The sequence below is a fragment of the Arthrobacter sp. AL05 genome (genome assembly GCF_029960715.1).
Classification (GTDB): Bacteria; Actinomycetota; Actinomycetes; order Actinomycetales; family Micrococcaceae; genus Arthrobacter.
The window spans coordinates 145,109-169,839 of sequence record NZ_JASBRC010000003.1; the positions used below are offsets into that span (position 1 = coordinate 145,109).

A 24,731-nucleotide genomic window follows, 5' to 3' on the forward strand; every position below is an offset into this window, starting at 1 on the left:
TGCTGTCGGGGAATCGAGCGTGTGGGCCCTCGCCGGCCTGTGCCCCCGGCCCACGAACAGGGCACACGACGGCGGCGATCCCGCCCGATGCAAATAATCCGCCCAGGTCTGGGGTACAGTATTAACGTCCAGAAATGGACTGGGCTGATCGGCCCTTGAACAGTGGATTTATCCGCCGTTGAAGGTCGTCAGCTGGGGCCTTTAGCTCAGTTGGTAGAGCATCGGACTTTTAATCCGTGGGTCGTGGGTTCGAACCCCACAGGGCCCACCCACGGAGCAGGCCAGAGGAAATGTCCTCTGGCCTGCTCCTGTCTTAAGACCGCAGCAGGGGGCCGGCGGTCCGCCCGAGAGGGCCGTACTGGTGCTCACCGCCGTGCCGGTTCCGGTTCTTGGTATCGGCCCGCCGGGTGTGGCGGACCTGCCCGCCGCCGCCGGGGTCACCAGAGGCTGGTTGCGGGTGCAAAATGGTGCCATGGATGCCGTCGACGCGCTGAACGAGATTGCCTTCTGGCTTGAACGCGGGCTCGCCCCAAGCTTTAAGATCCAGGCCTTCCGGAAAGCCGCCGGAATCATCGCCGGTCTCGGGACAAATGAACTGGCGGCCCGTGCCCGGGACGGCCGGCTCAAGCGGACCAAAGGTATTGGCGACCGGACGTTCCAGGTCATCAGCGAGGCGCTCGCCGGCGATGTACCCCAGTACCTCAGCGGGCTGCGGAGCCGGGGGGCAGAGCCGCTGGCGCCGGGCGGGCGCACGCTGCTGGCTGCCCTCCGCGGGGACCTGCACGCCCACAGTAATTGGTCCGACGGCGGATCCACGATTGAGGCCATGGCAGCTGGCGCCAGGCTGCTGGGCCGTGAGTACCTCGCACTCACCGACCATTCACCCAACCTCAAGATCGCCAACGGGCTCAGCGCCGAACGGCTCCTCGAACAACTCGACGTCGTCGCCGGAATCAATGCCAACAACGGCGGCGGCTTCCGCCTGCTGCGGGGCATCGAGGCCGACATCCTCGAGGACGGCACCCTGGATCAGGCCCCGGAGGTGTTGGACCGCCTGGATATCGTCGTCGCCAGTGTGCATTCGAAGCTTCGTGCTGAGCAACGCACCATGACCCGGCGGATGCTCGGCGCGATCGCCGACCGGCACACAAACGTGCTCGGACACTGCACGGGCCGGCTGGTCCAGGGGAACCGTGGAACGCGTCCGCCGTCGGAGTTTAAGGCCAAAGAAGTCTTCGCTGCCTGCGCGGAGCACAACGTCGCCGTTGAAATCAACGCCCGGCCGGAGCGCCGGGACCCGCCCGGCGCCCTCATTGAGCTTGCTCTCGACGCCGGCTGCCTGTTCAGCATCAACAGCGATGCCCATGCCCCCGGCCAGCTCGATTTCCTGCAGTATGGTGCCGAGCGAGCCGAACGCCATGGTGTACCGGCGGAACGGATCATCACCAGCTGGCCCCTGGACCGCCTGCTCGAGTGGGCCGGTTCGAGAGGCTGACTGTAGCCCGCCGCTGCACCGGAGCATGCTCTCCGGGGCCGGGCAGGACTGGACATAGTGCTGCTGGGCCCAGTCCCGGGCGCGGAGGATGGACATGCCCACCGGTTCGGGAGGTGGGGTGTGCGCATCTTGCCGGGCTGCGGCGGGCAGCGAACGTCTGCGCAACTGTTGTCTGGTTGGGCCTGGCGCCATTCCCGCACTTCGATAGCATGAGGGCTACTGGGCCATCACCGGAAGGCGGTCTCAATAGTGAAGACCCCTCCTGCACCCCTGCTGACGGCTATTACAAGGCTTAGGGCCGCTGGTTGCGTCTTTGCCGAGGAGGAAGCGGGGCTGCTGGCGACGGCCGCCGCGTCGCCTGGCCATCTGGAAGCCCTCGTGCAGCAGCGGGCTTCCGGTCTGCCGCTTGAACACATCCTGGGCTGGGCGGAGTTCTGCGGACTCCGGATCCGGGTGGATCACGGCATCTTTGTGCCCCGCCGCCGCACCGAGTTCCTCGTCCGGCAGGCGGCCCGGCTGCTGGCCGCACCTTCAATCGTGGGCCGCTTGCCCGTTGTTGTAGACCTTTGCTGCGGGTCAGGGGCGGTCGGAACAGCGCTCGCGGCGCTGGCCGGTCCCCTTGAGCTGCATGCTGCGGACATCGACCCCGCGGCGGTGCGCTGCGCCGCCGTGAACATTGTGCCGTCCGGCGGTGCTGTCCACCAAGGGGACTTGTACGAGCCTCTCCCGGAGCGGCTCCGCGGCCGGGTCGACGTCCTTGCGGTGAACGCCCCGTATGTTCCTTCAGCGGACATCGCCACCATGCCGCAGGAAGCCCGCCTGCACGAACCTCGGGTTTCCCTCGACGGCGGTGCGGACGGGCTTCAGGTACAGCGAAGGGTGGCCGCCGCGGCGCCGGACTGGCTGGCGCCTGGCGGCTCCCTCCTGATCGAGACGAGCCGGCGGCAGGCGCCGCGGACCGTCGAACTGTTCATCCGGAACGGACTCACGGCCCGGGTGGCCAGTTCCAAGGCGTTGGACGCCACGGTTGTGATCGGAACTGTCGTCGCAGGAACGGCTGTGGGCGTTTCGCCCGTGCAGCCGGGAGCTCCGGTGTAGCTAGGAAACCCTGTCCGGATCGATGTTGGTCGCGGCTCCGGCCGGGGTGGCCCCGCCTTCGTCGGACCAGTCCTGGCCGTGCTGGTCGTTGAGAGCCGGGTCGGACTCGACGTCGGCCGTTGTCCCCTTCGGGGCGTCGCTGCGGACGGCGGAAACGATCACCGTACCGGCGCGGCGGGCCGCCTCGCCAAGCTGTTCAGTAACTTCGGGTGCTTTGTCCTTCACTGCGCCGGCCGCTGCACTCAGAGTGTCCTGGACCGGCTGGCTTGCCCACAGGCCCGCCGTGCGTGCCTTGAGCCTCTCGTACGCCGCCCGCCCGGAGCGGGACCCGAGAACGTAGCCTGCGGCGATTCCGGCTCCGAAAAGAAGTTTGCCTTTCATACTGTCCTCCTGCTTGTTGGTGGTGCTCACCATGGGTGTCCAGCAATTTCTGCCACGAGGCTGGTGCCAAAAAACCGGTCCCGGAAATATCCCGGGACCGGTTTCGCTTGCAGTCGCGTTTAGCGGGCTGAACGCTTGGAGATCATGCCGTAAACGAGCAGGACGATGATCGCACCGCCGATGGCCAGGAGCCAAGTGGACAGCGAGAAGAACTCGTTGATGCCCACGCCGAACAGCGCGCCGCCAATAAAGCCACCCAGAAGGGCGCCAACGACGCCGAGGATCAGCGTGATGATGATGCCGCCACCCTGACGGCCCGGCAGGATTGCCTTGGCAATGGCGCCGGCGATAAGACCCAGAATCAGAAATGCAAGAAAGCCCATTTTTATCGTTCCTTCTTCTACATAGAGGAGGCACCCGGATTGCCGGGTGCGCTACATCCTTCTGCCTCAATACTAATCATGCTTAGCATAAATGAGCCAGCTGAGGCAGTGGAAGCGTCCCGACGAGGGCGCCGCCGGGACCGTTGGCAGGCCTGTGCTGATGTCACCGGAACCGCCGCGGGTTGGCGGCAACCGGCGGAATTCAGGGTCTCCGGCTGCTTGCGGTCAGCGCTCCAGGCGGAACCCGAGCTTGATGGTGACCTGCCAGTCGGCGACCTGTCCGTTTTCGAGGTGGCCGCGCACTTCCTTGACTTCGAACCAGTCGAGGTTACGCAGCGTCTTGGCCGCCTCGGCGATGCCGTTGCGGACGGCGGCGTCAATCCCCTCGGTCGACGTTCCGACAATTTCGGAAATGCTGTAAGTGTGGTTAGGCAACTTCGCTCCTCGTGGTCGTCATCGTTTCCTGGCGGTGGGCCGTTCCTGCAGGTTAGCCGAGAGGGTGCTGCGTTACTAGGGGTGGGCGGCGGAGCCTCAGGACACCGAGACGGGCCCTGGTTCGGGGCGCTTGGGCGCCAGCGGGGGGACGTCGGGACGGTTCCGGACCCGGCCCACCATCCAGGGAAGCAGGTAGTTGGTGAACCAGGCCAGGTCTCCGGCCTTGCCTTCCCGCCACGTTCCGGCCGGCATGGGTTTGGGTTCCAGCGGGCTCAGGCCGTGGGGGACGCTCAGGGATTCCAACACCATGGCGGCCACGGTGTGGTGGCCCATCGGGGAGAAATGCAGGCGGTCCGGGTCCCACATTCGCGGGTCGGAGAGCTGGCGCAGGGACCAGAGATCAGCGATCACCCCGTGATGGCGTGCGGCGATGGTCCGGATGTTCTCGTTGAAGACAGCCACCCGGCCCCGGTTGTGGCCAAGCAGCGGCGTATCGCGCCAGTCCGGACCGGTGAACAGTACAATCGTCGCTCCGGTGGCACTGAGCATGCCAACTGCGGCGTCGAGGGCGGCAGCCAGACGGTCGGGATCGCTCCGGTGGAAGACAAGGTCGTTGCCCCCGGCCGAAAGGGTGACCAGGTCCGGCTTCAGCCCAATTGCAGGCCCGAGCTGCCGGTCCAGGATCTCGCGCAGCAGGAGGCCGCTGACGGCGAGGTTGGCGTAGCGGAAATCCGGCCGTGACTCGCTGAGCTCCTCGGCGATGCGGTCCGCCCATCCCCGCATGCCGCCGGGGCTGCGTGGTTCCGGGTCCCCGAGCCCCGCGGTAAACGAATCGCCCATCGCCACGTATCGGCCCCATTGCCCGGTAATCCAGGGGCCTGCGGTGGCCCGCCGATTCGAGGCCGGGCCCCGTCCCGGCGCGGGACCTCCAGCGCCGGCCTGGCCGGCGCCAGACTCCAGGAAACCGGCGGCGTTCACACCCCCAGCAATACGCCGAATGTTCAAGCTCCGCTAGGTACTTTGGTCCCTAGCCGGTCCAGCCGGGGTGGGCCGGTGCCGGTGGGGACAGCGAAGGGTTGAAATACCCTAAGGGGTATAGATCATACGCACGGGGGTATATCATGGAATATCACCCTGTGAATTCCGGAGGAACAAATGGAACTCGATGCCGCCGACATGAAGCCCGTCATCAATCGACTTCGCCGTGCCCAGGGGCAACTCGCCGCTGTCACCCGAATGATCGAAGAGGGCCGCGATTGCAAGAGTGTTGTCACCCAGTTGGCGGCCGTTTCCAGTGCGCTCGACAAGGCGGGATTTTCGATCATCGCCACCGGCCTGCAGCAGTGTATGCAGCAGGAGGACCCCAGTCTGGACCGCGCCGAACTCGAGAAGCTGTTCCTTTCGCTCGCCTGAGTTGATTAGTCCCGGCGCGCCGCCAGAACGTAGCTCTTGAGGTCATCCAGCGTTTGCTGCATGTGCTCGTCCATGGCATCCCGGGCCTTGTGCGGATCCCGCGTGGACAGCGCCTGGACGATCTTCTTGTGCTGGCCGATGGCGTGGGCCTGGATTTCGCGCACCTCGGACGTCTGGGTCCGCCGCCTTTCCAGTACCCGGTGCAGCGGTGCGAACAGTACTGCTACAAAAACGTTCTCCGAGGCGCGCAGAATGAGGTCGTGGAAGGCGAGGTCCGCCGCCACGAACGCGGCGACGTCGTGCCGCTCGTGCGCGTCCCGCATCGCCTCCACCTGGCCCTGGAGGGTGTTGAGGTCGGAGTCGCCAATCCGGCCGGCGGCCAGCTCGCACGCCCCGGTCTCCAGCATTCGGCGCAACTCGATCAGCTGAATCGCGGCCGCAGCGTCATTCTTTCCCTCCGAGGCTGCCCGGAGGACCGCCTCCAGGGATGCCCAGCGGTTGAGGGGGTTGACAAAGGTTCCGCGGCCCCGTTCCACACTAAGGATCTGCTGGGCCTGGAGGGTCTTCATGGCCTCCCGGACCGTCATGCGGCTCACCTCGTGGCGGGCGCTCAGCTCCAGCTCGCCGGGTACGGCGGCCCCGGGCGGGAATTCGCCGGAAATGATGCGGTCCAGTAGTTCATCCGCCACGACGCCGACCAACGATTTTCTTGCCAATTTTCCCCATCCGCTGCCACAGAATTGCCTGATTGGCCACTTTACTTGCGCGTTTTTGTGCCGTGTGCCACACTAGCATTCGAACATTAGATGTCGGACATCTTACAAATATACATCGCAGCAGAGTTCCCACAATGGAGTGCAAGTGCCCTTTGAATCAGAGGTTTTTGAAGCCGACGTGCTGGCCGCCTTCCCGGCGGAGGTCCGGATTCCCGCCCGGACCGTTGCCGATGCCCTTGCGGCTTCCGCCAGGCACTCACCCCGGATCCTGGTGGTGCTCGACGACGATCCAACAGGTACCCAGTCCGTGGCGGACCTTCCGGTCCTCACCGCGTGGGAAGTCTCCGACTTCACTTGGGCATTCACCCACCGGATCAACGGGCGCCGCCCGGACGCCGTATATGTCCTGACCAACACGCGGAGCCTGGACCCTGCCGAGGCCGCTGCCCGTAACAAAGAGGTGGTCCGGAACGCCCTCGCCGCGGCTGCCCTGCACACCGGCGGGGCCGGTTCCGGCGGTGTCAGTTCCAGGCTCCGCCTCGCGTTCGTCAGCCGCAGCGACTCCACCCTCCGCGGCCACTACCCGCTGGAACCGGACACTATCGCGGCAACGATCGCCGCTGACAGCGGTGAAGTGACCGACGGCGTTGTGATTGTTCCGGCCTTCCCCGACGCCGGGCGCGTAACTATCGGCGGTGTGCACTTTATGCGGGGCACCGGCGGCGACGCCGGCAAGCTCACCCCGGTGGCTGAAACCGAATTCGCCCGGGACGCCAGCTTCGGCTTCGTGAATTCCGAACTTGCCAAGTATGTGGAGGAGAAGTCCGGGGGACGCTTCCCCGCGGCTTCGGTGATCGTGCTGACCCTGGACCTCATTCGTGCCGCCGGCCCGGACGGCGATCCCCGCGGCTCGGCCCTCGCCATCGCGGATGCTGTCGGCTCCGCCACCGACTCCACCCCGATCGTGGCCGACATCGTGACCGAAAACGACCTCCGAGCGCTCGCGCTGGGCCTGGAGGAAGCAGAACGCCGCGGCAAAAAGCTGCTCTACCGGGTGGGGCCGCCGTTCGTCCGGGGCCGCATCGGGCAGGAAATCCGTACCGAACTCAGCGGCGAGGAGGCCTATGCCGGCCGTACGCCCTCCGAAGCCGGAGGCCTGATCGTGGTCGGCTCCCACGTCGGCGTCACCACCCGCCAGCTCAAGGCCCTTGTCGAACAACACAGCGCCGCGCGGATCGTGGAGATCGACGTCGAAAAGCTGCTGGCCGGCAATTCCGCTGGCTACCTCGACGAAATCGTCCGGACCGTCGTCGATTCCCTGCGCACCGCCGACGTTATCCTCCACACCAGCCGGCTGCTCATCAAGACGGAGGACGCCGCCGAGAGCCTGCGGATCGCACGCACCGTATCCGCCGCCATCGTCGCGGTGGTGAACCGGACCCTCAAGACTTTCCCGCCGCGCTTTGTTATTGCCAAAGGCGGCATCACGTCCTCGGACGTGGCCGCCCACGGCTTGGAAATCCGGCACGCGATTGTCCGCGGCCCCATGCTGCCGGGCATCGTCAGCCTGTGGGAACCGGTGGACGGGCCCGCGAAGGGCATACCGTTCATCGTCTTCGCCGGCAACGTGGGCGACGATGAGTCGCTGGTCCAGGTCACCCGCAAACTCAGCAATACTTTCTGACCAGCCCAAGCCCCTCATGTCAATGGAGAGAATCATGAACTACAAAGTTACGGTCCTGGGCCTGGGCGCCATGGGACTGCCCATGGCCACCCGGCTGGCAACCCAGCTCACCGTCCACGGTTTTGATATCGCCGAGCCTCGCCTGCGGCTCGCCGATGAAGCCGGAGTCCGCACTTTCTCCTCCGCCCGCGAAGCGGCCGAAGGCGCCGATGCCCTGCTGCTGGCCGTGCGCAACGGCGAGCAACTGGACGATGTCCTCTTCGGTGAGAACGGCGTCGCCTCGGCGCTGTTGCCGGGCGCCGTCGTGATCCTCGGCAGTACCGTAGGCACCGAAGCCATTCCCGCCACCGTCGCGCGGCTCGCCGAATTCGGCGTCTCCCTCGTTGACGCGCCACTCTCCGGCGGACCGAAGCGAGCCGGCGACGGCGATCTGCTGATAGTGGTGGGCGCCGAACCGCAGGCGCTGGAAGCGGCCCGGCCGGTCCTGGAGCTGCTCGCCTCCACCCTTACCGTCGTCGGGGACAAGCCCGGCGACGGACAGGCCCTGAAGACCGTCAACCAGCTGCTCTGCGGGATCCACATCGCCGCGGCCGCCGAGGCGATGGCCCTGGCAGACGCCCTTGGCCTGGACCAGGCCAAGACCCTCGCGGCTTTGGAAGCCGGCGCCGCCGGGTCCTTTATGCTCTCCAACCGCGGGCCCCGCATCCTCGAGGCTTACACGGAGAACGGCGCGGAGGTCCTCAGCCGCCTGGACATCTTCGTCAAGGACATGGGCATCGTCGGCAAAGCCACCCGCGCCGCCGGCCTCGCCGCGCCCGTGGCTGCCGCTGCCGAGCAGCTGTACCTGCTGGGCCAGGCCCAGGGACTTGCCTCCGCCGATGACTCAGCGGTTATCAAGGTTATTGCGCCCACCAAGCGCACCCCCTAGTTCCCCGCCCCGCCTGCGGACGGAGAGAACCTGCAGGAACTGCAGGTTCGCGGGACGCCGCGGCCGGGCCCTTCGCTGCCAGGGCACTGGCCACCCGCTCCCGCTGGCCTGCCGACGGCCCGAAAGCCGGGAGGCTAGGATCAAAACATGATTCTGGCCTCTCTCCTTTTCGCGCTTCTCGCGGCCGTGTTGCATGTCTACATTTTTACGATGGAGTCCATCACCTGGTCGCGGCCGGCCACGTGGAAGCGTTTCAGTATCACCTCGCAAGCTGACGCCGAGACCACCCGGGCGATGGCTTACAACCAGGGCTTCTACAACCTGTTCCTTGCCGCCGGAGCCCTCGCTGGCACTGGTGCCGTTGCCCTCGGACACACCCCCGTCGGCTGGACGCTGATCTTTAGCAGTTGCGGTTCCATGCTTCTGGCAGCCCTCGTGCTCGCCCTGAGCGGGCGAAAATACCTTCGCGCGGCCGCCACGCAGGGCGCGACGCCGCTGCTCGCCGTTCTGTTCGGAGTGCTGGGGCTGCTAACCGCCTGAGCTTTCGGAAGCACCGTCGCCGGGCCGCCGACGCCCGGCTGAAGACAGCAAAACAATAGATACCCATTACTTGCCTGCACCTTTCCGGCTGCTATTGACGTTGCCTGTCTTGCTGAGGAAAATCACGACTTGGAAGCCCTTGAATGAACCGCATCAAGTGCGTCGTCATTAGTCTCGGGGCCTCCTAGGGGAAACACCGTGGATGAAATCCAGCTTCAGGCCTGGCCTGCCAGATCACGCCACTGGCAGACCATGAGAATCTCGCTGTTTCGGGTGGATTTGAGTGGTTCCCTTGGGTTGGGGGATGCCATCAAGGACGTAACGTCAGCGGTCGGAATCCCGCCGTGCAGCGGCTGCGAACGACGTGCAGCCGTTTTGAACAGGTTTCTGCGCCTGCCGCGGTTCAAGAAAACGAACCGCTCCGACTAGTTCGGTTGGCCCGCAACTACTCGTGCGCGGCCACAGCCCGATCGTAGGATCGGGCCATGTGTCAGGAGGCGGCCATGCCGCAAAAAGTGGTGGTTACGGAACGATACTGGTGCCCCGGCCCCTGGCCATGGGAGTGGTTTGACACCTGTACCCGGCAAGTGACCAAGTGGTGCTACGACTTTAGCTGGGTGGAAGAATCCGGATATTTCCTCTTCAGCCATTTGAAGGGCTGTGAGAACGGAACGCTCTACACCTGGTACGCATTTTCCTTCAACATCTTCGGCAGTACGCACTACGGTCCGGGCCGCATGTGCTTCACCAGCCAGCTCAGCAGCGCCGGCAGGTGTGCGGCGTCGGCGGTCTCGGGCTTGACTGTGACGGCTGAATCGCCGCATGTCCAAGCCACGGCTCGCCGCCAGATCCGGGGCCCGGTCAACCGTCCGTTGCTCGAAAACGGAGAACAGCCAAAGCTCGACGGAGAGACGAAGGAGGAACCTGATGCGTGCCACACTAAATCTCGAAACAGTGCTCCAAGACCTTCACTGCTACGACGAGGGTGACGGGTGGGGCAATGCCGAACCGTATATCTGGACGGCCTTTTTCAAAGTCGACGGGGACAACTTTGCTGTGGAGGCCGGGGCTGGCCTGATCGGTTCTCCCGTTATCGTCACGAGTAATGGCACGCACGGAAACCTCGGGAACACAGACGTTGATGCCGGGGATGACGTCGCGATCCCGGACGCCGTGGGTAGATGGACTACGAAACTGAAACCCATTCCGATCAACGATGCCGGTCTGCGCGCGCTACTGAACGACGATGACATACCGGCCATCGGCGGAGTGGTGGTTTCCGTTATGGAAGAAGACGGCTGGCCGGACAGCCTGGCGAACACCGGCTATTCGGCTTTTGTGGATGCTGTGCAGCTGGCAGTGGTGAAAGTGGCCGCCAGCTTCCAGCATGCGCTGGCTGCCCCGACTCCCCAGGAAATCAAAGATCAGATAGACGTTGTCAAAGCCTCCGCGGCTGCATCTGTGCACGCAGCCGTGAAAGATGCCATGTCCGGATGGCAGCTGATCTGGTACGGCACTTTTGGCGACAACGATGACAATATCGGCACGGAAGCATTTACTGTTACCACCGACGAGCTGGTGGCGAATCCCGCGATCGAGATTCTGCGGCGCTGGTCCGGTGACGACTCGGGGGACGGAGACTGGGAGCTCCGCGGCGTTTTCCGCGGATTTCCCCAGCTGGATTGCAACCTGGCGACCATCTTCTCCACGCCAAGCGCAAGGCCGGCACAGGACGACGCCCTGGGCAAGCCGTTGGAAGCCATGCGGGCCTTTCGGGAAGGCGGCTTCCGCGAATACCCGGGGCTTGGGCTGTGGTGGGAGGAACTCAGGCAGGTCAGCCCCGCCCTGGCTTTCCTTGCCGCAAGCCGGCCGGAAATCGAGGATGCGTTGCATGGGCTGCTCCTGGACGCCGGCGTTTGGCTTGACGATAAGACTGTTGTGATCGAGAGATCATCCCGGGATCGGATCAATATCGTCCTTGACGCTGTTGCCGGCTCCGGTTCGAACCGGACCCGCCGTGTTGTCCGGCAGGCCAAGCGTGTGGTGGAGCGACTGGACGGGGTCAGTTTTGAGGCGGGGCTGAAACTCGCAGCTGAAATCAAGCCGGTGGGGAGGACTCCGCGCCGGACGGCGGCGGAGTCGTCGTCGGGCCTCCAACCGGTGAATACGCCCCTGACGAGCTTTCTGGTGGCACTGGCCGACCCTGCCGTGCTGGAGGCCTACCGGCGGGGGCCCGATGCCCTGCTGGCCGCAGCCAGGCTCAGCGCGGAGGAGGCACAGGCGATCCGGCAGGGGCACCGCGGACGGCTGCGCCTTGGCGCGCTCGCGGAACTGGAAAGGGCAGGTTACGCGGCGCTTGTCACTGACAAGCTGGCTCCCGGCGTCGGCGCCATGGACCCGATCACGATCAACACCAACAATTTTAACAACAACACAATCAATATCCAGACGACCTACAATTCGAGCACAAACACCAGCAACGACAATACGACCGTGACCACCAGCAATGACAACACCACTACGACCACTACTAATTCAAGCGACTGGCGGGAGCGTGCACTGGCTGACATTGAAGGAGCGATCCAGTATTTCGCCAAGGATGACTTCAAGCAGCACGGGAGCCTGCATGTGGTGGGCTCTGGAATCCTGCCGATCACCGACTTGAGTTACGGCGCGCAGGCTCAAATTATGAAGGCGGATATGGTCCTTTACTGCGTTGCGGACCCTGCCACGGAGCTTCGTATCCATGAGTTGAACCCGCGCTCCACCTCGTTGTACGGGCTGTACGGCAATGGCGTGCCAAGGATTGAGACATACCGGGCAATGGTGGACGCAATTCTCGAACAGGTGCGCCGGGGCCGCCGAACCTGTGCCGTCTTTTATGGCCACCCCGGAGTGTTCGCGTGGTCCACCCACGAGGCCATCCGCAGGGCGCGCAGCGAAGGCTACCGGGCCGAGATGGGCTCGGCCGTTTCCGCCCAGGACAGCCTCTTCGCCGATCTGGGCCTGGACCCTTCAACCTTCGGGCTGATGACCCTGGACGCCACTGACTTCCTGATCAGGAACCGGACGCTGGATACATCCATGCACGTCCTGTTGTGGCAGGCGGAGTGCGCCGGTGACGACGGCTTCAATTTTTCGGGCTACCGCAGGCACAACTTTCCGGTGCTGATTGAACGAATAGGGGAGTTCTATCCCAAGGACCATCCGGTGATCATCTATGACGCCTCGACTTTTGGGCACCTTCCACCCGTAATCCAACTGAACCATCTTGACACCATCAAAGCATCCGACCTGTCCGGGATTTCTACGTTGTACCTCCCCCCGGCAACAACGCCCGAGACCGACCGGCAGATGCTGGAGAAACTGGGCCTGATCGGATAGCGGTGCCGCCGGCCGGCGGAACTGGGCCGCCTCGCCGCCCTGCAGCATCTTGCCTGCCATTGCCACACCCGCCTTTAAGTGCCAATGTCGAACCATGACGGAGAACTCTGCAGCCCGCGAAGACACGTTTCGCCCGGACGTGTCCACGACCCGTAATGATGAGCTGCACCGCTATGAGCTCCACGTAGGCGGCCAGCTGGCCGTTCAAATCCGCTTCATCGATGAGCCCGGCCATGTGGACTTTATTCACACTGATACGGCCGAGCAATTCCAGGGCAAGGGGCTCGGCAAGGTGCTGGCCCACTTCGCCCTGGACGACGTCGTCGCAGCCGGCAAACGGATCATCCCCAATTGCCCCTTCATCTACCGCTACCTGCGCAAGCACGCTTCCTACACCCAGTACATCGACTGGCCGGAACAGCCGCCGGCCGGCGCCTGAACCCCGGAAGGAAACAGTGTGGCGGCGCCGCCCGCTTGTGGCCGGGGGCAATAACCTCGTAAGGTTTTAGCAGAGTTACGCAGTCGGCTCTTGGACGTTTCCCTTTGGAGAACCCCGTGAACCATAAACTGCGTGTGCTTGTCCGTGTGGAGGCCGGCGCCGGAACCGTGACCCTCGAAGTCACTGGTTGCCTTACCCAAGCTGATTTCCCCTCGCTGCTGCATATCATCCGGCGTGCGGGACGCCTCGGCGCGGGCACCGATGTCATCATCGATCTCCACAAGTCATCCCACCTGGACCCGGAGATCCTCCTCGAGCTGCGGTCAATGGCCGATACCGGCACGGAGGCCTTCGCTGCGGGTGCCGGGCAGACCACAGAGCCGTTCCGCATGACGCTGGCGGAACCCGCCGAGCTGCCGATCTGCCTCCTGCACGTCGGCTCCGACGGTGAAGTCCTCGCCGGACTCGAGGCGGAACTCGCGGCGGGGCAGCCACTTGACCTTGCTGCGGAGCCGGGCGCGTCCCCCGCCGTCCTTCCCGCCGGGCCGGGGTTGCCCGCAGGAGTGGACGAGGCCTGCGGCCCGGCAGCGGCCGAGCTCAACGCCGTCAGCGACCCGCAGCTGACCGAGTACTTCGAGGGGACGCTGGACCCCGCCGCAACCGTCCGGGCACTCTCCGACATGGCGCTGGGGCAACTGGCCGATGCCCTGTACCGCCACCTCGACACCAACAGCCCGTCCTTCGGGGCCCACACCTGGTACGAGCTGGCCACCGAAGAGTTGCAGCAGCGCCACCACGGCGCTGCAGGCGATCCCGAGGACGTGGAACTGCCTGCCGGGCAGGGCCCTGGCCTGAGGCGGCGGCCGGCACCGGTTAGGCTGTGGCCATGACTCCCCGTGCCGTGACGCCTGCCGGTTCCACTGCCCTGATCACCGGCGCCACCGCCGGGATCGGGGCCGAATTCGCCCGCCAGCTCGCCAGCGAGGGCCACAACGTGGTCCTCGTGGCCCGCAACAGGGCAAGGCTGCAGGCCGGGGCAGCGGAACTTTCGGAGCGGTACGGCGTCCGTGCCGAAGTTCTCTCCGCCGACCTCACGGACGACGCCGGCGTGGCAGCCGTCGTCGCCAGGCTCACGGATCCGGCGCGCCCAGTGGAAATCCTGGTCAACAACGCAGGCATTGGGCTGCTGCGCTCCTTCGCGGAGAACGACATCGCGGACGAGACCAGGCATTTGAAACTGCACGTCGAGACCGCCATGCAGCTGACCCACGCCGCCCTGCAGGGTATGCTCGGCCAGCACTCGGGCCGGATTATCAACGTCGCCAGCGTCGCTGCGTTTCTTCCCCGGGGCAGCTATTCGGCCGCGAAATCGTGGCTTGTCAGCTTCTGCCGCTGGGCCAGCCTCGCCTATTCCAAGCAGGGCGTCACAGTCACCGCGGTCTGCCCCGGCTTCACACACACCGAGTTCCACGACCGGATGGGCATGGATAAGGCGGCAACGCCGCGCTGGATGTGGCTGACGGCCGAGCGTGTGGTGCGCGAAGGCCTCGCCGATAATGCCAGGGGCAAGGCTGTTTCCATCCCGAGCAAGCGGTACAAGGTGCTGACCGCGGCCGCCCGCATCCTTCCGGACAGGCTCGTTGCCGGCCCGCCCCGCCGCGCGAAATAACGGGTCAAGGCCGACCGCCCGGCGACCGGCGCCGCCGGATCAAAACCACAACAACGATGCCGAGCCCGGCGCCCAGCAGGGTCTCGACGGCGCGTTCGGTCACCAACACCTGCGGGTCGGCGGGGGCGGCGAGCTGTGTCATCAGCAGGATCACGGGAGTGAAGGACACCATCGCCAGCCCGTAGTGCCTGGTCATAAAAAGCTCCGTGGTGAACTGCAGGACAATCACCAGCACAGCCAGGACGACTGCCTCATGTCCGGGAAACGCCCTCAGGGGTGAGAGCGTCCAGGGGAACAGCACCACCGCGACCACCACCAGTCCCGCGAGGGTGCCAACAATCCGGTGCAGGCCGCGATAGACGCTGCTGGGCATATCGGCCCCCGCCAGCGGTACCGCTGCGGCTGCCATGGCCCAGTGCGGGTGCCCGCTGCCGCTAAGCACACCGACGGAGCCAGCTGCCCCGACCGCCGTGAAGTACCGCGCCGCATGAATCCACGCGGCCCGGCGTCTGGCCCCGCGCAGTGCCGGGACCTCGCGGGCTGCACCGCGTTGCCAGGCTCTGCCCCGCACCCAACCACCGAATCCCACGGCCATGGAAAAGCCTGCCGACAGTGCCCCGATAAGGACCGCCGTGTGCCAGTGCACAGTTGTGGGGATGGAGGCGCAGGCGCCCAATGCCAGAATGCCGAAGAACGGGCCGTTCGGCTTCAGTGCCACCTTGTCCGCGAAAAGGGATCCCGTCGCGGCCAGCACCGTTTCGATAACGACCAGCGCCCAGGAATGCAGCTGGTGTACCGAAAGGAACACACCGACGGCCAGCCCGCCCACGAGCAGGAGGGCCGCGTGGCCCTGGTGCCTGAGCCGCAGTTGATGAGGTTCGTTGCGGCCATACATGCCGGTCAGGGCGCCGAACACCGCGTAGATCATCAGTTCCGGGCGGCCTGCGGCAAGCAGCGCAAGGGACGGCGCTGCCACGCTGACCGCCACGCGGACTGCCGAGACGTGGTCTTTGTTGGCTGGCGCCAGGCGGTGGAGGCTGCGGAGATGGGCGCCGAAGGATGGCACGGTGCCTCCTGTTCCGTGCTGGGGCCGGACGGTTAGCGGCGCGGCTTAGTGCCGGACGCGCCTAAGGCCCGCCTTCCGGTGGTTCCCCAGGGGAAACACCGGAAGACAGGCCTCGATGGGCGGGACTTGCTACAGAATACGGTTTAGCAGGCCGGGTTCAGGACAAACCCGGCCTTGGTGCCAGGGGCTGACTTAGACTTTGGCGGGTACGGTCCCGGCATCCTCGCGGTTCACGGAATCAGCAGCTGCATCGGCCGAAGCGCCGACAAAGGGCATATCCATCTCCACCAGGTCGATCAGCGGGTTCTCGTCCTGGTTGGCGACGAGTTCCTTGGCCTCCTCGGGGGTGTCCACGCTGGGCATGGAACCCGGCAGGGGCATCCGGGCCGATTCCTTCAGGAAGTAGATCGCCACTGCGCCGATAGCCGAAGTAGCCATCAGGTAGTAAGCAGGCATCATGTCATCGCCGGTGGCGTTAATCAGGGCCGCAACGATAAACGGTGTGGTACCGCCGAAGATGGCCACCGAGAAGTTGTACGCGATGCCCATCGCTCCGTAGCGGCTCGACGTCGGGAACTGGGCCGGCAGGGACGACGCCAGGTTGGCCACATAGAAAGTGACCGGGAAGGCGACCAGGCCAAGGCCCAGCAAAGTGGACCAGATTTCGCCGACGCCGATCAGCAGGAACGCCGGGGCGGCCAGGACGACGGTGCTCACGGCGCCGATCCACAGTACGGGACGGCGGCCGATCCGGTCGGAGAGCTTGCCGGTCAGCGGGATGCACAGGCTCATGATGACCAGCACGGGAATGGTCAGCAGGGTGCCGTGAACCGGGTCGTACCCCTTGGACTCGGTCAGGTAGGTCGGCATGTACGACGTCAGGGCGTAACCGGCAGTATTTGCTGCGGCCACCAGGATCATCGCGACGATGATGGAGCGCCAGTACGCCTTCACAATGCCTACCGGGCCCTTGGCTACCGCGGCGTCACCGGCGGTTGCGTCCTTGGCCAGGTTCGCCTGGGCGTCCAGGGTGGCTTGGAACTGCGGGGACTCCTCGATCCTGCTCCGGAAGTAAACGGCGATCAGACCCAGGGGGCCCGCCACCAGGAACGGGATCCGCCAGCCCCACTGCTCCATCGTGTCCTGACCAAGGGTCAGCTGCAGCACGGAGACGAGGGCGGCGCCGATCGCGAAGCCGAGGTAGCTCCCGAGGTCCAGGAAGCTGGCGAAGAAGCCGCGCCGCTTATCCGGGGCGTACTCGCTCACGAACGTTGTGGCTCCGGCGTACTCGCCGCCGGTGGAGAAACCCTGGATGACCTTGAACAGGACCAGCAGCACCGCTGCCCAGATCCCGATCTGGGCGTAACCCGGCAGGAGGCCGACGGCGAAAGTGCTGGCCGCCATGATCATCAGTGTCGCAGCGAGTACCTTCTGGCGGCCGATTTTGTCGCCGAGCCAGCCGAACACGACCCCACCGAGGGGGCGGGCAATAAAGGTGGCGGCGAAGGTTCCCAGCAGGAACAGAGTCTGAACAGACTTGTCCGCTTCCGGGAGGAACACCGGTCCCATCGTGGTGATCAGGTAACCGAACACACCGACGTCGTACCACTCCATGGTGTTACCAACGATGGTGCCGCCGAGTGCCTTTTTAAGCATCGGCCTATTAACTACGTTAACGTCGGACTCCTTGAGCCGGCGCCGCGTCCGCAGCTTTGGTTTTTTCGCACCCGGGGGGGCAGCTTGGTTGGTTCGGCCGGCGTCAATCACGCCAGCCGAAGAGTCGGTCATGCTTCGGTCTTTGGGCATTTGGTGCACTCCTATGGAGGTCATTTGCTTGCGACTTGTAGCTGCCCCGCTCTGGGCAGGCTTTCAATTTTACGTGATTTCGATGGTATTTCCGAGTTTGGTGCCGTACCATCCGCTATTTCGACCCCGCAGGGGGCCGGTTACGGGAAATTTCTTTCCGCCGTTTCGCCGCGTCGTTACTGGGAAACTCGCGTCTGCACCGTGGACCGCGCAAATATTTCACGGCCGGGCGGTCTGCCGCCGGTTTTAGGGCCCGAATCACGCCTCCCGGAACACCACGGGCTCATCCGCGACGGGGCCGGTCCCGGCTCCGGAAAGCACCGCGCAGGAGGGGTATCCAAGGCTTCCGGAAAGCGCCTAGGGTTGACTGCAACACACTGCTGATCAGCACCGCCGATCGAACGCCACACAAGGAGAACAGTCCATGACTGGCAATGAAACCACAAAGAGCAGCAACAGCGGCGCGGAGCCGGACGGCAGGCCGCAGGCCGGCCCGGAGCAGGGGAAGGGCATCAAGTCCCGTCTGACGGACGCCCAAAAGGAGATGCTCGCGAGCAAGTCCCGGGGCGGGGCTGGCTCGCAGAGTGTCGGCCACAGCCACAAGCCAACGCACGTCAGCGGCAAACAGGGCCCGGCGGAGAAAAAGGTCCGCTGGTAACCCTAGAGACATCACCGCCCGGCGGACCTAGGATGGTGGGACGTTTCATTTCATCGCGGAAAGGACGAGCCATGGCGGATCATCACTCGAAAGACGAGATCGAGCCCGAGGTTGCCGGTCACCTTGCGGAGTCCATGGACGAGGTTCCCGGGCCGGAGAGTAAACGCCCGGAACCCCAGTCGCCCGACGACGGCCATGAGTGGCCGGACGGCAGCGGGAAGCACCGCCATCCCAAGGACCGCGACGTTGTCCGGGGACAACAAGGACAGCAGGTGGCGGACGCAGCCATCCACCGGCAGAGTCGTCCCCAGGTCCCGCATCACGACTAAGCACTGCGAGGGCCCGCCGCGGCGGGCCCTCAGCTGTGTTCGACGACGACGTCGTCCGGGTTTTTGTCCGGACGCCAGCCACGCCAGACCGGGTGCCGAAGCTTGCCGGATCCCGTCCACTCACCGAACTTAACCTCGCCGACCAGCTTGGCCGACACCCAACGGGCGCCGGCGGCGTCTTCCGCGGGAACATCCGCAAACGGTGAGGTCTTGCGCGGCAAAGCCTCCAGCTGCCGGCGCAAGCCGCCGAGTTCGCGGGTGCTGAAGCCGCTGCCCACACGGCCCACGTAGCGCAGCGTCGGCCCGTCCGGAATGCCCAGCAACAGCGAACCGACGGTGTCGCGGCGCTCGCCGTTGCCGGGGCGCCAGCCGCCGACCACCACTTCCTGGGTCTTTTCGAACTTTAGCTTGAGCCAGGACCGGCTCCGCTGACCGACGTAGCGGCCGTCCGTGCGCTTGGCCATGACGCCCTCCAGCCCCAGTTCCTCAACGCTTTCCAGGATGTGCCCGGCATCGCCGTGGATTAGTTGGGAGAGGTCCACCGGGCCGCCGGTAAGGGTGAAAAATGCTTCCAGCCGTGCCCGCCGCCGGCCGAGCGGCAGGCGGCGCAGGTCCGAGCCGCTCTCGGCCAGGAGGTCAAAAAGCATCAGCCGGACCGGCGTAGATGCCCGCGCCTGCGCGACGTCGGAGGCACTGCCGAGGTTCATCCGCCCCTGCAGCAGCCCAAAGTCGGGCCGCCCCGAAGGGCCGACGGCGATTATCTCGCCGTCGGCGATGAAGTCCTGCTCCGGCCAGCTGGAACGTTTGGTCAGTTCCGGATACGCGGCGGACATGTCGTTGCCGTTGCGGCTGATCAGGCGGATCTTGCCCGCACCCCCGACGATCAGGGCCCGCACCCCGTCCCATTTGAGTTCGAACTGCCAGTCCTTGCCGGGCAGGTCGGCGGCGCTGCCGGGGCTGGCCAGCATCGGTGAAACGTCCGCCGGATCCGGGGCGGCGGGCAGCGGAGGTTCCTCCTGCGGCGGGGGAGCATGCTCATTCTTCGCGCCCGGCGCGTCCATCAGGTGGATGAGCCACTGCCCCTCGCCCCTGCCGGTATGGATCAACGCGAACCTGCGGGCGCCGGCCAGCCCGCCGTCGTCCGGGCCGCTGAGGGTGGCAATGACTTCTTTGCCCGCGATCCACTTCTCGCACTCGTAGTAGCCGTGGTCCCAGATACTGACGGTACCGGCGCCGTATTGGCCCTTGGGGATGGTGCCTTCGAAGCCCGCATAGTCCATCGGGTGATCCTCGGTCTGGACCGCCAGGTGGTTTGTGGTCCGGCTCGTAGGAACGCCCTTGGGCAGCGCCCAGGAGACCAGGACGCCGTCACGCTCCAGCCGGAGGTCATAGTGCAGCCGGCTGGCATGGTGTTCCTGGATGACGAACTTCTCCCGGAGGGTGCCGCCTTCTGAAGCTGCCCGGTACTGCTCGGCCGTGAAGGGCTCAGGGGTGGAGCCAGCGTCACGTTTGGCGCGGTACTTCTCCAGCCGCGGGTCGGTGGCGCCGCCGTCGCCGGTGGTGTTGCTGCCGTTCGGGCGGCCACCGGGCTGCGCCGTTGCCTTGCGCCCGGCGGAGATGACGGAGAAAGGATCCTTGCCCGACTTCACGCGCGCAAGGACCTCCCGGTAGTCCAGCTGGTGCAGTGACGGTGAGTTGAGTTCACGCCAGGTCCGCGGAGCCGCCACCGTGGGCCGGAGCCGCCCGCGCAGCGAGTAGGGAACGATGGTGGTCTTTGCGGCGCTGTTCTGGCTCCAGTCCACCAGGACCTTGCCGGCGCGCAGGGTCCTTTTCATGTCACTGACGGCCAACTCCGGATGGTCGGCTTCCAGGGCGCGGGCCAACTCGTGGGCGAAACCCGAAATCTGTTCGGAGCCCTGGCTGCCGTCGAGGGCCGCGTACAGGTGGATGCCTTTGCTGCCGCTCGTCACGGGTACGGGATCCAGGCCCACGTCCTGCAGGATACTCCGGGCGAGCCAGGCGACCGCGACGCATTCGGCCAGTCCTGCACCCTCACCGGGATCCAGATCCAGCACCAGCCGGTCCGGTGGCATCTGCTCGCCGTGGGAATCCACGCACCACTGCGGCACGTGTATCTCCAGGGCTGCTGTCTGCGCCAGCCAGGCCAGTGTGGCCGGGTCGTTGACCAGCGGGTACTGGATGGTGCGCTGCTTGTGGGTGATGGCGGCCCGCGGAACCCAGCCCGGTGTCGAATGGTCCAGGTTCTTCTGGAAGAACATCTCGCCCGGGGCATCGGCCGTCCCGACGCCGTGCACCCAGCGCTTCCGGGTAGCCGGCCGGTCCGCGGCAGCGGGGATCAGCACCGGCGCCACGGCCGCGTAGTAAGCCATGACTTCGGCCTTGGTGGTACCGGTCTGCGGGTACATCACCTTATCCAGATTGGTGACCACCAGCTCCCGGCCGCCGACCCGGACCCGCTCCTTGCCGTTCGCCGTCGCCCTTTCAGCCAAGGGGCTTCACCTCCACGCCGCTGTGCGGTTCACTTGATCCATGAGAGCCATCTGGAAAGGCGCGATAGCGTTTGGGCTGGTCAACGTGCCGGTCAAGGTTTACAGCGCCACCGAAGACCACGACATCAGCCTGCACCAGGTCCACAACGCCGACGGCGGGCGGATCCGCTACCAGCGACGCTGCGAAATCTGCAGCAAGATCGTGGACTACGAGGACATCGACAAGGCTTACGAGGACGACGGTCAGACCGTGGTCCTCAGCCGCGAGGAGCTCAAGTCCATTCCGGCGGAAAACAGCCACGAGATCGACGTGGTGCAGTTTGTGCCGGCGGAGCAGCTGGACCCGATGATGTTCGAAAAGAGCTATTACCTGGAGCCGGACTCCAAATCGCCCAAGGCCTACGTCCTGCTGCGCCGTGCGCTTGAAGACACCGACCAGGTGGCTATCGTCCAGTTCGCGCTGCGCGACAAGACCCGGCTGGGGGCGCTGCGGATCCGCGGGGACGTGCTGGTGCTGCAGGCGCTGCTCTGGGCCGATGAGGTGCGGGAGGCCAGCTTTTCCTCGCTCGAAACCACTATCCGCATCTCCGCCCAAGAACGTGAAATGTCCGCCGCGCTGGTCGATTCGATGGCGGCGGACTTCGAACCCGGGCAGTTCACCGACGACTATCAGGCGCAGCTGCGCCTGCTCATCGAGGCGAAGCTGGAGAAGGGGGAGTCCCTGGACACCGAGGAAACCTTTGGCGTCCCGGCCGCCGGCTCCGGCTCCGGCGAGGTGATCGACCTGATGGAGGCGCTCAAGCGGAGCCTGGAGAAGAAACGCGGGGGACGGGCGGCCACGTCGGACGACTCCGCCGGGCCCGGGGCCGCGGCGCCCGCTTCGAAGTCGACGGCCGCGAAGGCTGCTCCCACCCGGACTTCCCGCGCCGCACCCAAGACAGCGCCCAAGACTGCAGCCAAGACTGTACCGAAGACTGCAGCCAGGGCCGCGCCGAAGGCCGGGACCAAGGCCGCCGGGACAAAAGCGGCCGCGCCGTCCGCGCGGAAAGAGGCCTGAGCGGCCGGGCGTCCGGCCCGTGGCCATCTGGATCAGGCGTTCCCGAGCGCGGAGGGCTCAGTCTTCGTCTTCGGCATGGCCTGCCTCCCTGGCTGGTTGTCGGTGCCGGCGGCATCACCCACCGCCTCCCGAATCTGGCCGGCGGCGGACCGGGACCTCCGCCGGCGGCGGTGTTCCGCTGCCGCGGATTCCAAACTATCGGTGCGGCAGGCACCTGACAAGCCTTGGCTAAGGGTATGTAGCGGACCTGAGCGGGACGGCCCAGGAACCTGCGGGGCTGCCGGTTGCCGACCCTTAACGCAGGAGCCCGGCCACACCCTCGGTGGGTGCGGCCGGGCTGTCGCGTTACAGTCGGCGGGCGGTGCTGCTATTCGGCGTCGTGGTCCGTTTCCAGGATCTGGACCAGCCGTTCGAGGGCGGCGTCGGCGCCGTCGCCTTCGGCGCGCAGGACTACCACGTCGCCGTGGGATGCGCCAAGGCTCATCAGGGACAGGATGCTGGCAGCATCCATGGCCTCGTCGACAGGCTCACCCAGCCGGGCGATGGTGATCTCGAGATCGAACTCGCCGGCTGCCTCCGCAAAGATGGCGGCCGGGCGGGCGTGCAGCCCTACACGGCTGGCAATGGTGGCGTTACGTTCGGTCATTTCTGCTCCTTGGATTCAGCATGGGGATGTCAGCGTGGAAAATCTTCCCGGCCGCTTCAATCAGACGGTTGCGGGGACCAGTTCTACCGTATCAACGGTCTTCCTGACGGCCCAGCGCTTGAGTGCCAGGACGGACAGCGCCGTAATAATGGTGCCGACGATGATTGCCACAACAAACATCAGGAAGTTGTCGATCGCGAAGAAGACAAAGAGTCCGCCGTGCGGGGCCTTGGATCCGACGCCGGCGGCCATGGAGATGGCGCCGGTGACGGCACCGCCGAGCATGCTCGCCGGGATCACGCGCAGCGGGTCGGCGGCGGCGAAGGGGATGGCGCCTTCGGAGATGAAGGAGGCGCCCAGCAACCACGCGGCCTTGCCGTTTTCGCGCTCAGCCAGGCTGAAGCGCTGCTTGTCCAGGACAGTGGCGAGTGCCATTGCCAGCGGCGGAACCATGCCCGAGGCCATCACGGCTGCCATGATCTGCCACGGGGCCTGGTTGGTGATCGTGGCGGCACCGAGACCGGCGACGGCGAAGGAGTAAGCAACCTTGTTGACCGGTCCGCCCAGGTCGAAGCACATCATCAGACCGAGGATGATGCCGAGGACAACTGCGCTGGCACCGGTCAGGCCGGAAAGCCAGTCATTGAGGCCGGCGGTGATGCCGGCGATCGGGCCGCCCAGGACCAGGAACATCAGCCCCGATGCCACGAGGGACGCAACCAGCGGGATAATCACAACAGGCATCAGGCCGCGCAGCCAGCGGGCGACCTGGATTTGGCCGATCACATGGGCGATGTAGCCTGCGAGCAGGCCGCCGACGATGCCGCCAAGGAAGCCGGCACCCATAAATCCGGCGACTGCACCGGCAACGAAGCCCGGGGCGATACCGGGCCGGTCAGCGATGGCGTAAGCGATGTAGCCGGCCAGGGCCGGTACCAGGAAGCCCAGTGAGAGGGCGCCGATCTTGAACAGGACGGCGCCGAGGTAGGCGCCAAGCGGGCCCCATGCGTTGTCCGGGAATTCCGTGGGCAGGTTGAAGATGCTGTTGTCCACAACGATGGCATCGGCATACTGGGTGATGAGGTACCCGCCCATCAGGAAGCCAAGCGCGATCAGCAGGCCGCCGCCGGCCACAAACGGGATCATGTAGCTGACGCCGGTCAGCAGCGCTTTCTTCAGCTTCTGCCCAATGTGCTCACCTTTTTCCTCGGCCTCGTTCTGTGCCTGTTCCTCCGCGCCGAAGTGCGGGACCCGGCGGGCGTTGGGGTTCTCTGCGGCCGCGAGGGCCTCATGGACCATCTTTTCCGGCTCGTCGATGCCGCGTTTGACGGGGGCGTTGATAACCGGCAGGCCGGCGAAGCGCTCCTTGCCGCGGACATCCACGTCGACGGCGAAGATGACGGCGTCGGCTGCGGCGATCACTGCCGGATCCAGCGGCTTTGCCCCTGAAGATCCTTGGGTCTCCACCTGCAGGTCCACGCCGATTTCCTTGGCCGCGGCCACAAGCGAATCGGCGGCCATGTAGGTGTGGGCGATGCCGGTGGGGCAGGCAGTGACAGCGACAAGGCGCTTGGACCGGGAAGCTCCGGTCCCGGTCGCGGCGCCGCTTACGGCCGGTGCCGGTGCGGAGTGGGCGGCAGGCTTATCGGCAAGGGCGCCTTCGACGAGCCCGACGACCTCGGCCGCCGAACCGGCGTCGCGCAGGGCCTGGGTGAAGTCCTTTTTGATCAGGGAGCGGGCCAGCTTGGAGAGCAGCTTGAGGTGTTCCTGGTCCGCGCCATCGGGGGCCGCAATAAAGAAGATGAGGTCCGCGGGGCCGTCCTTGGCGCCGAAGTCGACGGACTGGGAGAGCCGAGCCATCACCAGGGTGGGTTCGGTCACCGCCGTCGAACGGCAATGCGGGATGGCGATGCCGCCCGGAACCCCGGTGGCGGTCTTCTGTTCCCGGGCGAAGGCGTCGGCGAAGAGGCCTTCCACCTCGGTGGCGCGACCGTTGGCGGCGACTTTGCCTGCCAGGTGCCGGATCACGGCTTCGGGCGAGTCGCCCAGGTTCTGGTCGAGCTCGACCAGTTCGGTAGTAATGAGCGCAGTCAC

The 24,731-nt window shown here is 65.6% G+C and carries 24 protein-coding genes and 1 tRNA gene; 15 read left to right on the forward strand and 10 right to left on the reverse strand.

What is annotated here, in order from left to right; all coding sequences use genetic code 11:
• Window positions 1-195 precede the first annotated feature (195 nt).
• From QK287_RS05165 to QK287_RS05175, 3 genes are all read left to right on the forward strand, one after another.
• A tRNA-Lys gene (locus QK287_RS05165) sits at window positions 196-268 on the forward strand.
• Window positions 269-472: 204 nt separating this feature from the next.
• The gene (locus tag QK287_RS05170; protein WP_226773902.1) at window positions 473-1,495 is read left to right on the forward strand and encodes a PHP domain-containing protein; all 1,023 of its coding nucleotides are present in this window, start codon (window positions 473-475) and stop codon (window positions 1,493-1,495) included.
• 249 nt (window positions 1,496-1,744) lie between these two features.
• On the forward strand, window positions 1,745-2,593 hold the full coding sequence (locus tag QK287_RS05175; protein WP_226773872.1) for a putative protein N(5)-glutamine methyltransferase: 849 nt from the start codon (window positions 1,745-1,747) through the stop codon (window positions 2,591-2,593).
• Here the strand turns inward: QK287_RS05175 and QK287_RS05180 are convergent, their stop codons facing one another.
• From QK287_RS05180 to QK287_RS05195, 4 genes are all read right to left on the reverse strand, one after another.
• On the reverse strand, window positions 2,594-2,974 hold the full coding sequence (locus tag QK287_RS05180; RefSeq protein ID WP_226773873.1) for a hypothetical protein: 381 nt from the start codon (window positions 2,972-2,974) through the stop codon (window positions 2,594-2,596).
• A 119-nt stretch (window positions 2,975-3,093) separates the two neighbouring features.
• Window positions 3,094-3,357, reverse strand: a complete 264-nt coding sequence (locus QK287_RS05185) for a GlsB/YeaQ/YmgE family stress response membrane protein (protein WP_226773874.1) — start codon at window positions 3,355-3,357, stop codon at window positions 3,094-3,096.
• Window positions 3,358-3,582: 225 nt separating this feature from the next.
• On the reverse strand, window positions 3,583-3,792 hold the full coding sequence (locus tag QK287_RS05190; protein ID WP_226773875.1) for a dodecin: 210 nt from the start codon (window positions 3,790-3,792) through the stop codon (window positions 3,583-3,585).
• Between the two features lie 96 nt (window positions 3,793-3,888).
• Window positions 3,889-4,662, reverse strand: coding sequence for an SGNH/GDSL hydrolase family protein (locus tag QK287_RS05195; protein WP_226773903.1), 774 nt, complete (start codon window positions 4,660-4,662; stop codon window positions 3,889-3,891).
• A 285-nt stretch (window positions 4,663-4,947) separates the two neighbouring features.
• Between QK287_RS05195 and QK287_RS05200 the strand changes: the two genes are divergently transcribed.
• Entirely contained in the window at window positions 4,948-5,205 is a 258-nt protein-coding gene (locus QK287_RS05200; RefSeq protein ID WP_226773876.1) for a metal-sensitive transcriptional regulator, read from the forward strand.
• 5 nt (window positions 5,206-5,210) lie between these two features.
• Here QK287_RS05200 and QK287_RS05205 read toward each other — a convergent pair whose 3' ends face one another.
• Entirely contained in the window at window positions 5,211-5,921 is a 711-nt protein-coding gene (locus tag QK287_RS05205; protein WP_282359495.1) for a FadR/GntR family transcriptional regulator, read from the reverse strand.
• 145 nt (window positions 5,922-6,066) lie between these two features.
• On the opposite strand from QK287_RS05205, the gene QK287_RS05210 reads away from it, so the two are divergent.
• The 8 genes from QK287_RS05210 (at window position 6,067) to QK287_RS05245 (ending at window position 14,565) form a co-directional block, all read left to right on the forward strand.
• The gene (locus tag QK287_RS05210) at window positions 6,067-7,605 is read left to right on the forward strand and encodes a four-carbon acid sugar kinase family protein (RefSeq protein ID WP_226773878.1); all 1,539 of its coding nucleotides are present in this window, start codon (window positions 6,067-6,069) and stop codon (window positions 7,603-7,605) included.
• 34 nt (window positions 7,606-7,639) lie between these two features.
• On the forward strand, window positions 7,640-8,533 hold the full coding sequence (locus tag QK287_RS05215; RefSeq protein ID WP_226773879.1) for an NAD(P)-dependent oxidoreductase: 894 nt from the start codon (window positions 7,640-7,642) through the stop codon (window positions 8,531-8,533).
• A 147-nt stretch (window positions 8,534-8,680) separates the two neighbouring features.
• Window positions 8,681-9,073, forward strand: coding sequence for a DUF1304 domain-containing protein (locus QK287_RS05220; protein ID WP_226773880.1), 393 nt, complete (start codon window positions 8,681-8,683; stop codon window positions 9,071-9,073).
• Window positions 9,074-9,271: 198 nt separating this feature from the next.
• Window positions 9,272-9,502 carry a hypothetical protein gene (locus tag QK287_RS05225; protein WP_253031461.1) on the forward strand — a complete coding sequence of 77 codons (231 nt, stop codon included), beginning with the start codon at window positions 9,272-9,274 and terminating at the stop codon, window positions 9,500-9,502.
• 498 nt (window positions 9,503-10,000) lie between these two features.
• Window positions 10,001-12,457 carry an SAM-dependent methyltransferase gene (locus QK287_RS05230; protein WP_282359496.1) on the forward strand — a complete coding sequence of 819 codons (2,457 nt, stop codon included), beginning with the start codon at window positions 10,001-10,003 and terminating at the stop codon, window positions 12,455-12,457.
• Window positions 12,458-12,551: 94 nt separating this feature from the next.
• Window positions 12,552-12,896, forward strand: coding sequence for a GNAT family N-acetyltransferase (locus tag QK287_RS05235; protein WP_253031458.1), 345 nt, complete (start codon window positions 12,552-12,554; stop codon window positions 12,894-12,896).
• Between the two features lie 116 nt (window positions 12,897-13,012).
• On the forward strand, window positions 13,013-13,786 hold the full coding sequence (locus QK287_RS05240) for a hypothetical protein (RefSeq protein ID WP_282359497.1): 774 nt from the start codon (window positions 13,013-13,015) through the stop codon (window positions 13,784-13,786).
• Entirely contained in the window at window positions 13,783-14,565 is a 783-nt protein-coding gene (locus QK287_RS05245) for an SDR family oxidoreductase (protein ID WP_282359498.1), read from the forward strand. The genes QK287_RS05240 and QK287_RS05245 overlap by 4 nt, the downstream gene beginning before the upstream one ends.
• A 4-nt stretch (window positions 14,566-14,569) precedes the next feature.
• Here the strand turns inward: QK287_RS05245 and QK287_RS05250 are convergent, their stop codons facing one another.
• Entirely contained in the window at window positions 14,570-15,631 is a 1,062-nt protein-coding gene (locus QK287_RS05250) for an FUSC family protein (protein WP_282359499.1), read from the reverse strand.
• Between the two features lie 192 nt (window positions 15,632-15,823).
• Complete coding sequence (locus QK287_RS05255; RefSeq protein WP_282359500.1) at window positions 15,824-17,437, reverse strand: MFS transporter; 1,614 nt, start codon at window positions 17,435-17,437, stop codon at window positions 15,824-15,826.
• A gap of 424 nt (window positions 17,438-17,861) precedes the next feature.
• Here QK287_RS05255 and QK287_RS05260 point away from each other — a divergent pair, with 424 nt between their 5' ends.
• Entirely contained in the window at window positions 17,862-18,095 is a 234-nt protein-coding gene (locus tag QK287_RS05260; RefSeq protein ID WP_226773889.1) for a hypothetical protein, read from the forward strand.
• Between the two features lie 71 nt (window positions 18,096-18,166).
• Entirely contained in the window at window positions 18,167-18,424 is a 258-nt protein-coding gene (locus tag QK287_RS05265; protein WP_282359501.1) for a hypothetical protein, read from the forward strand.
• 29 nt (window positions 18,425-18,453) lie between these two features.
• On the opposite strand, the gene QK287_RS05270 is transcribed toward QK287_RS05265, so the two are convergent.
• Window positions 18,454-20,934, reverse strand: a complete 2,481-nt coding sequence (locus QK287_RS05270) for an ATP-dependent DNA ligase (protein ID WP_282359502.1) — start codon at window positions 20,932-20,934, stop codon at window positions 18,454-18,456.
• 40 nt (window positions 20,935-20,974) lie between these two features.
• Here QK287_RS05270 and QK287_RS05275 point away from each other — a divergent pair, with 40 nt between their 5' ends.
• Complete coding sequence (locus QK287_RS05275) at window positions 20,975-21,991, forward strand: Ku protein (protein ID WP_282359503.1); 1,017 nt, start codon at window positions 20,975-20,977, stop codon at window positions 21,989-21,991.
• Window positions 21,992-22,358: 367 nt separating this feature from the next.
• On the opposite strand, the gene QK287_RS05280 is transcribed toward QK287_RS05275, so the two are convergent.
• Together QK287_RS05280 and QK287_RS05285 are read right to left on the reverse strand one after the other, a co-directional pair.
• Window positions 22,359-22,637 carry an HPr family phosphocarrier protein gene (locus QK287_RS05280; RefSeq protein ID WP_226773893.1) on the reverse strand — a complete coding sequence of 93 codons (279 nt, stop codon included), beginning with the start codon at window positions 22,635-22,637 and terminating at the stop codon, window positions 22,359-22,361.
• A 60-nt stretch (window positions 22,638-22,697) separates the two neighbouring features.
• Window positions 22,698-24,731 (reverse strand): fructose-specific PTS transporter subunit EIIC, encoded by a 2,034-nt coding sequence (locus QK287_RS05285; protein ID WP_282359504.1) that lies wholly within the window; start codon window positions 24,729-24,731, stop codon window positions 22,698-22,700.

Coding starts and splice junctions, on each gene's coding strand:
- QK287_RS05185 (WP_226773874.1), bottom strand. CDS start 3,357: ATGGGCTTTCTTGCATTTCTGATTCTGGGTCTTATCGCCGGCGCCATT.
- QK287_RS05245 (WP_282359498.1), top strand. CDS start 13,783: ATGACTCCCCGTGCCGTGACGCCTGCCGGTTCCACTGCCCTGATCACC.
- QK287_RS05255 (WP_282359500.1), bottom strand. CDS start 17,437: ATGCCCAAAGACCGAAGCATGACCGACTCTTCGGCTGGCGTGATTGAC.
- QK287_RS05235 (WP_253031458.1), top strand. CDS start 12,552: ATGACGGAGAACTCTGCAGCCCGCGAAGACACGTTTCGCCCGGACGTG.
- QK287_RS05265 (WP_282359501.1), top strand. CDS start 18,167: ATGGCGGATCATCACTCGAAAGACGAGATCGAGCCCGAGGTTGCCGGT.
- QK287_RS05170 (WP_226773902.1), top strand. CDS start 473: ATGGATGCCGTCGACGCGCTGAACGAGATTGCCTTCTGGCTTGAACGC.
- QK287_RS05275 (WP_282359503.1), top strand. CDS start 20,975: ATGAGAGCCATCTGGAAAGGCGCGATAGCGTTTGGGCTGGTCAACGTG.
- QK287_RS05230 (WP_282359496.1), top strand. CDS start 10,001: ATGCGTGCCACACTAAATCTCGAAACAGTGCTCCAAGACCTTCACTGC.
- QK287_RS05260 (WP_226773889.1), top strand. CDS start 17,862: ATGACTGGCAATGAAACCACAAAGAGCAGCAACAGCGGCGCGGAGCCG.
- QK287_RS05215 (WP_226773879.1), top strand. CDS start 7,640: ATGAACTACAAAGTTACGGTCCTGGGCCTGGGCGCCATGGGACTGCCC.
- QK287_RS05220 (WP_226773880.1), top strand. CDS start 8,681: ATGATTCTGGCCTCTCTCCTTTTCGCGCTTCTCGCGGCCGTGTTGCAT.
- QK287_RS05200 (WP_226773876.1), top strand. CDS start 4,948: ATGGAACTCGATGCCGCCGACATGAAGCCCGTCATCAATCGACTTCGC.
- QK287_RS05180 (WP_226773873.1), bottom strand. CDS start 2,974: ATGAAAGGCAAACTTCTTTTCGGAGCCGGAATCGCCGCAGGCTACGTT.
- QK287_RS05280 (WP_226773893.1), bottom strand. CDS start 22,637: ATGACCGAACGTAACGCCACCATTGCCAGCCGTGTAGGGCTGCACGCC.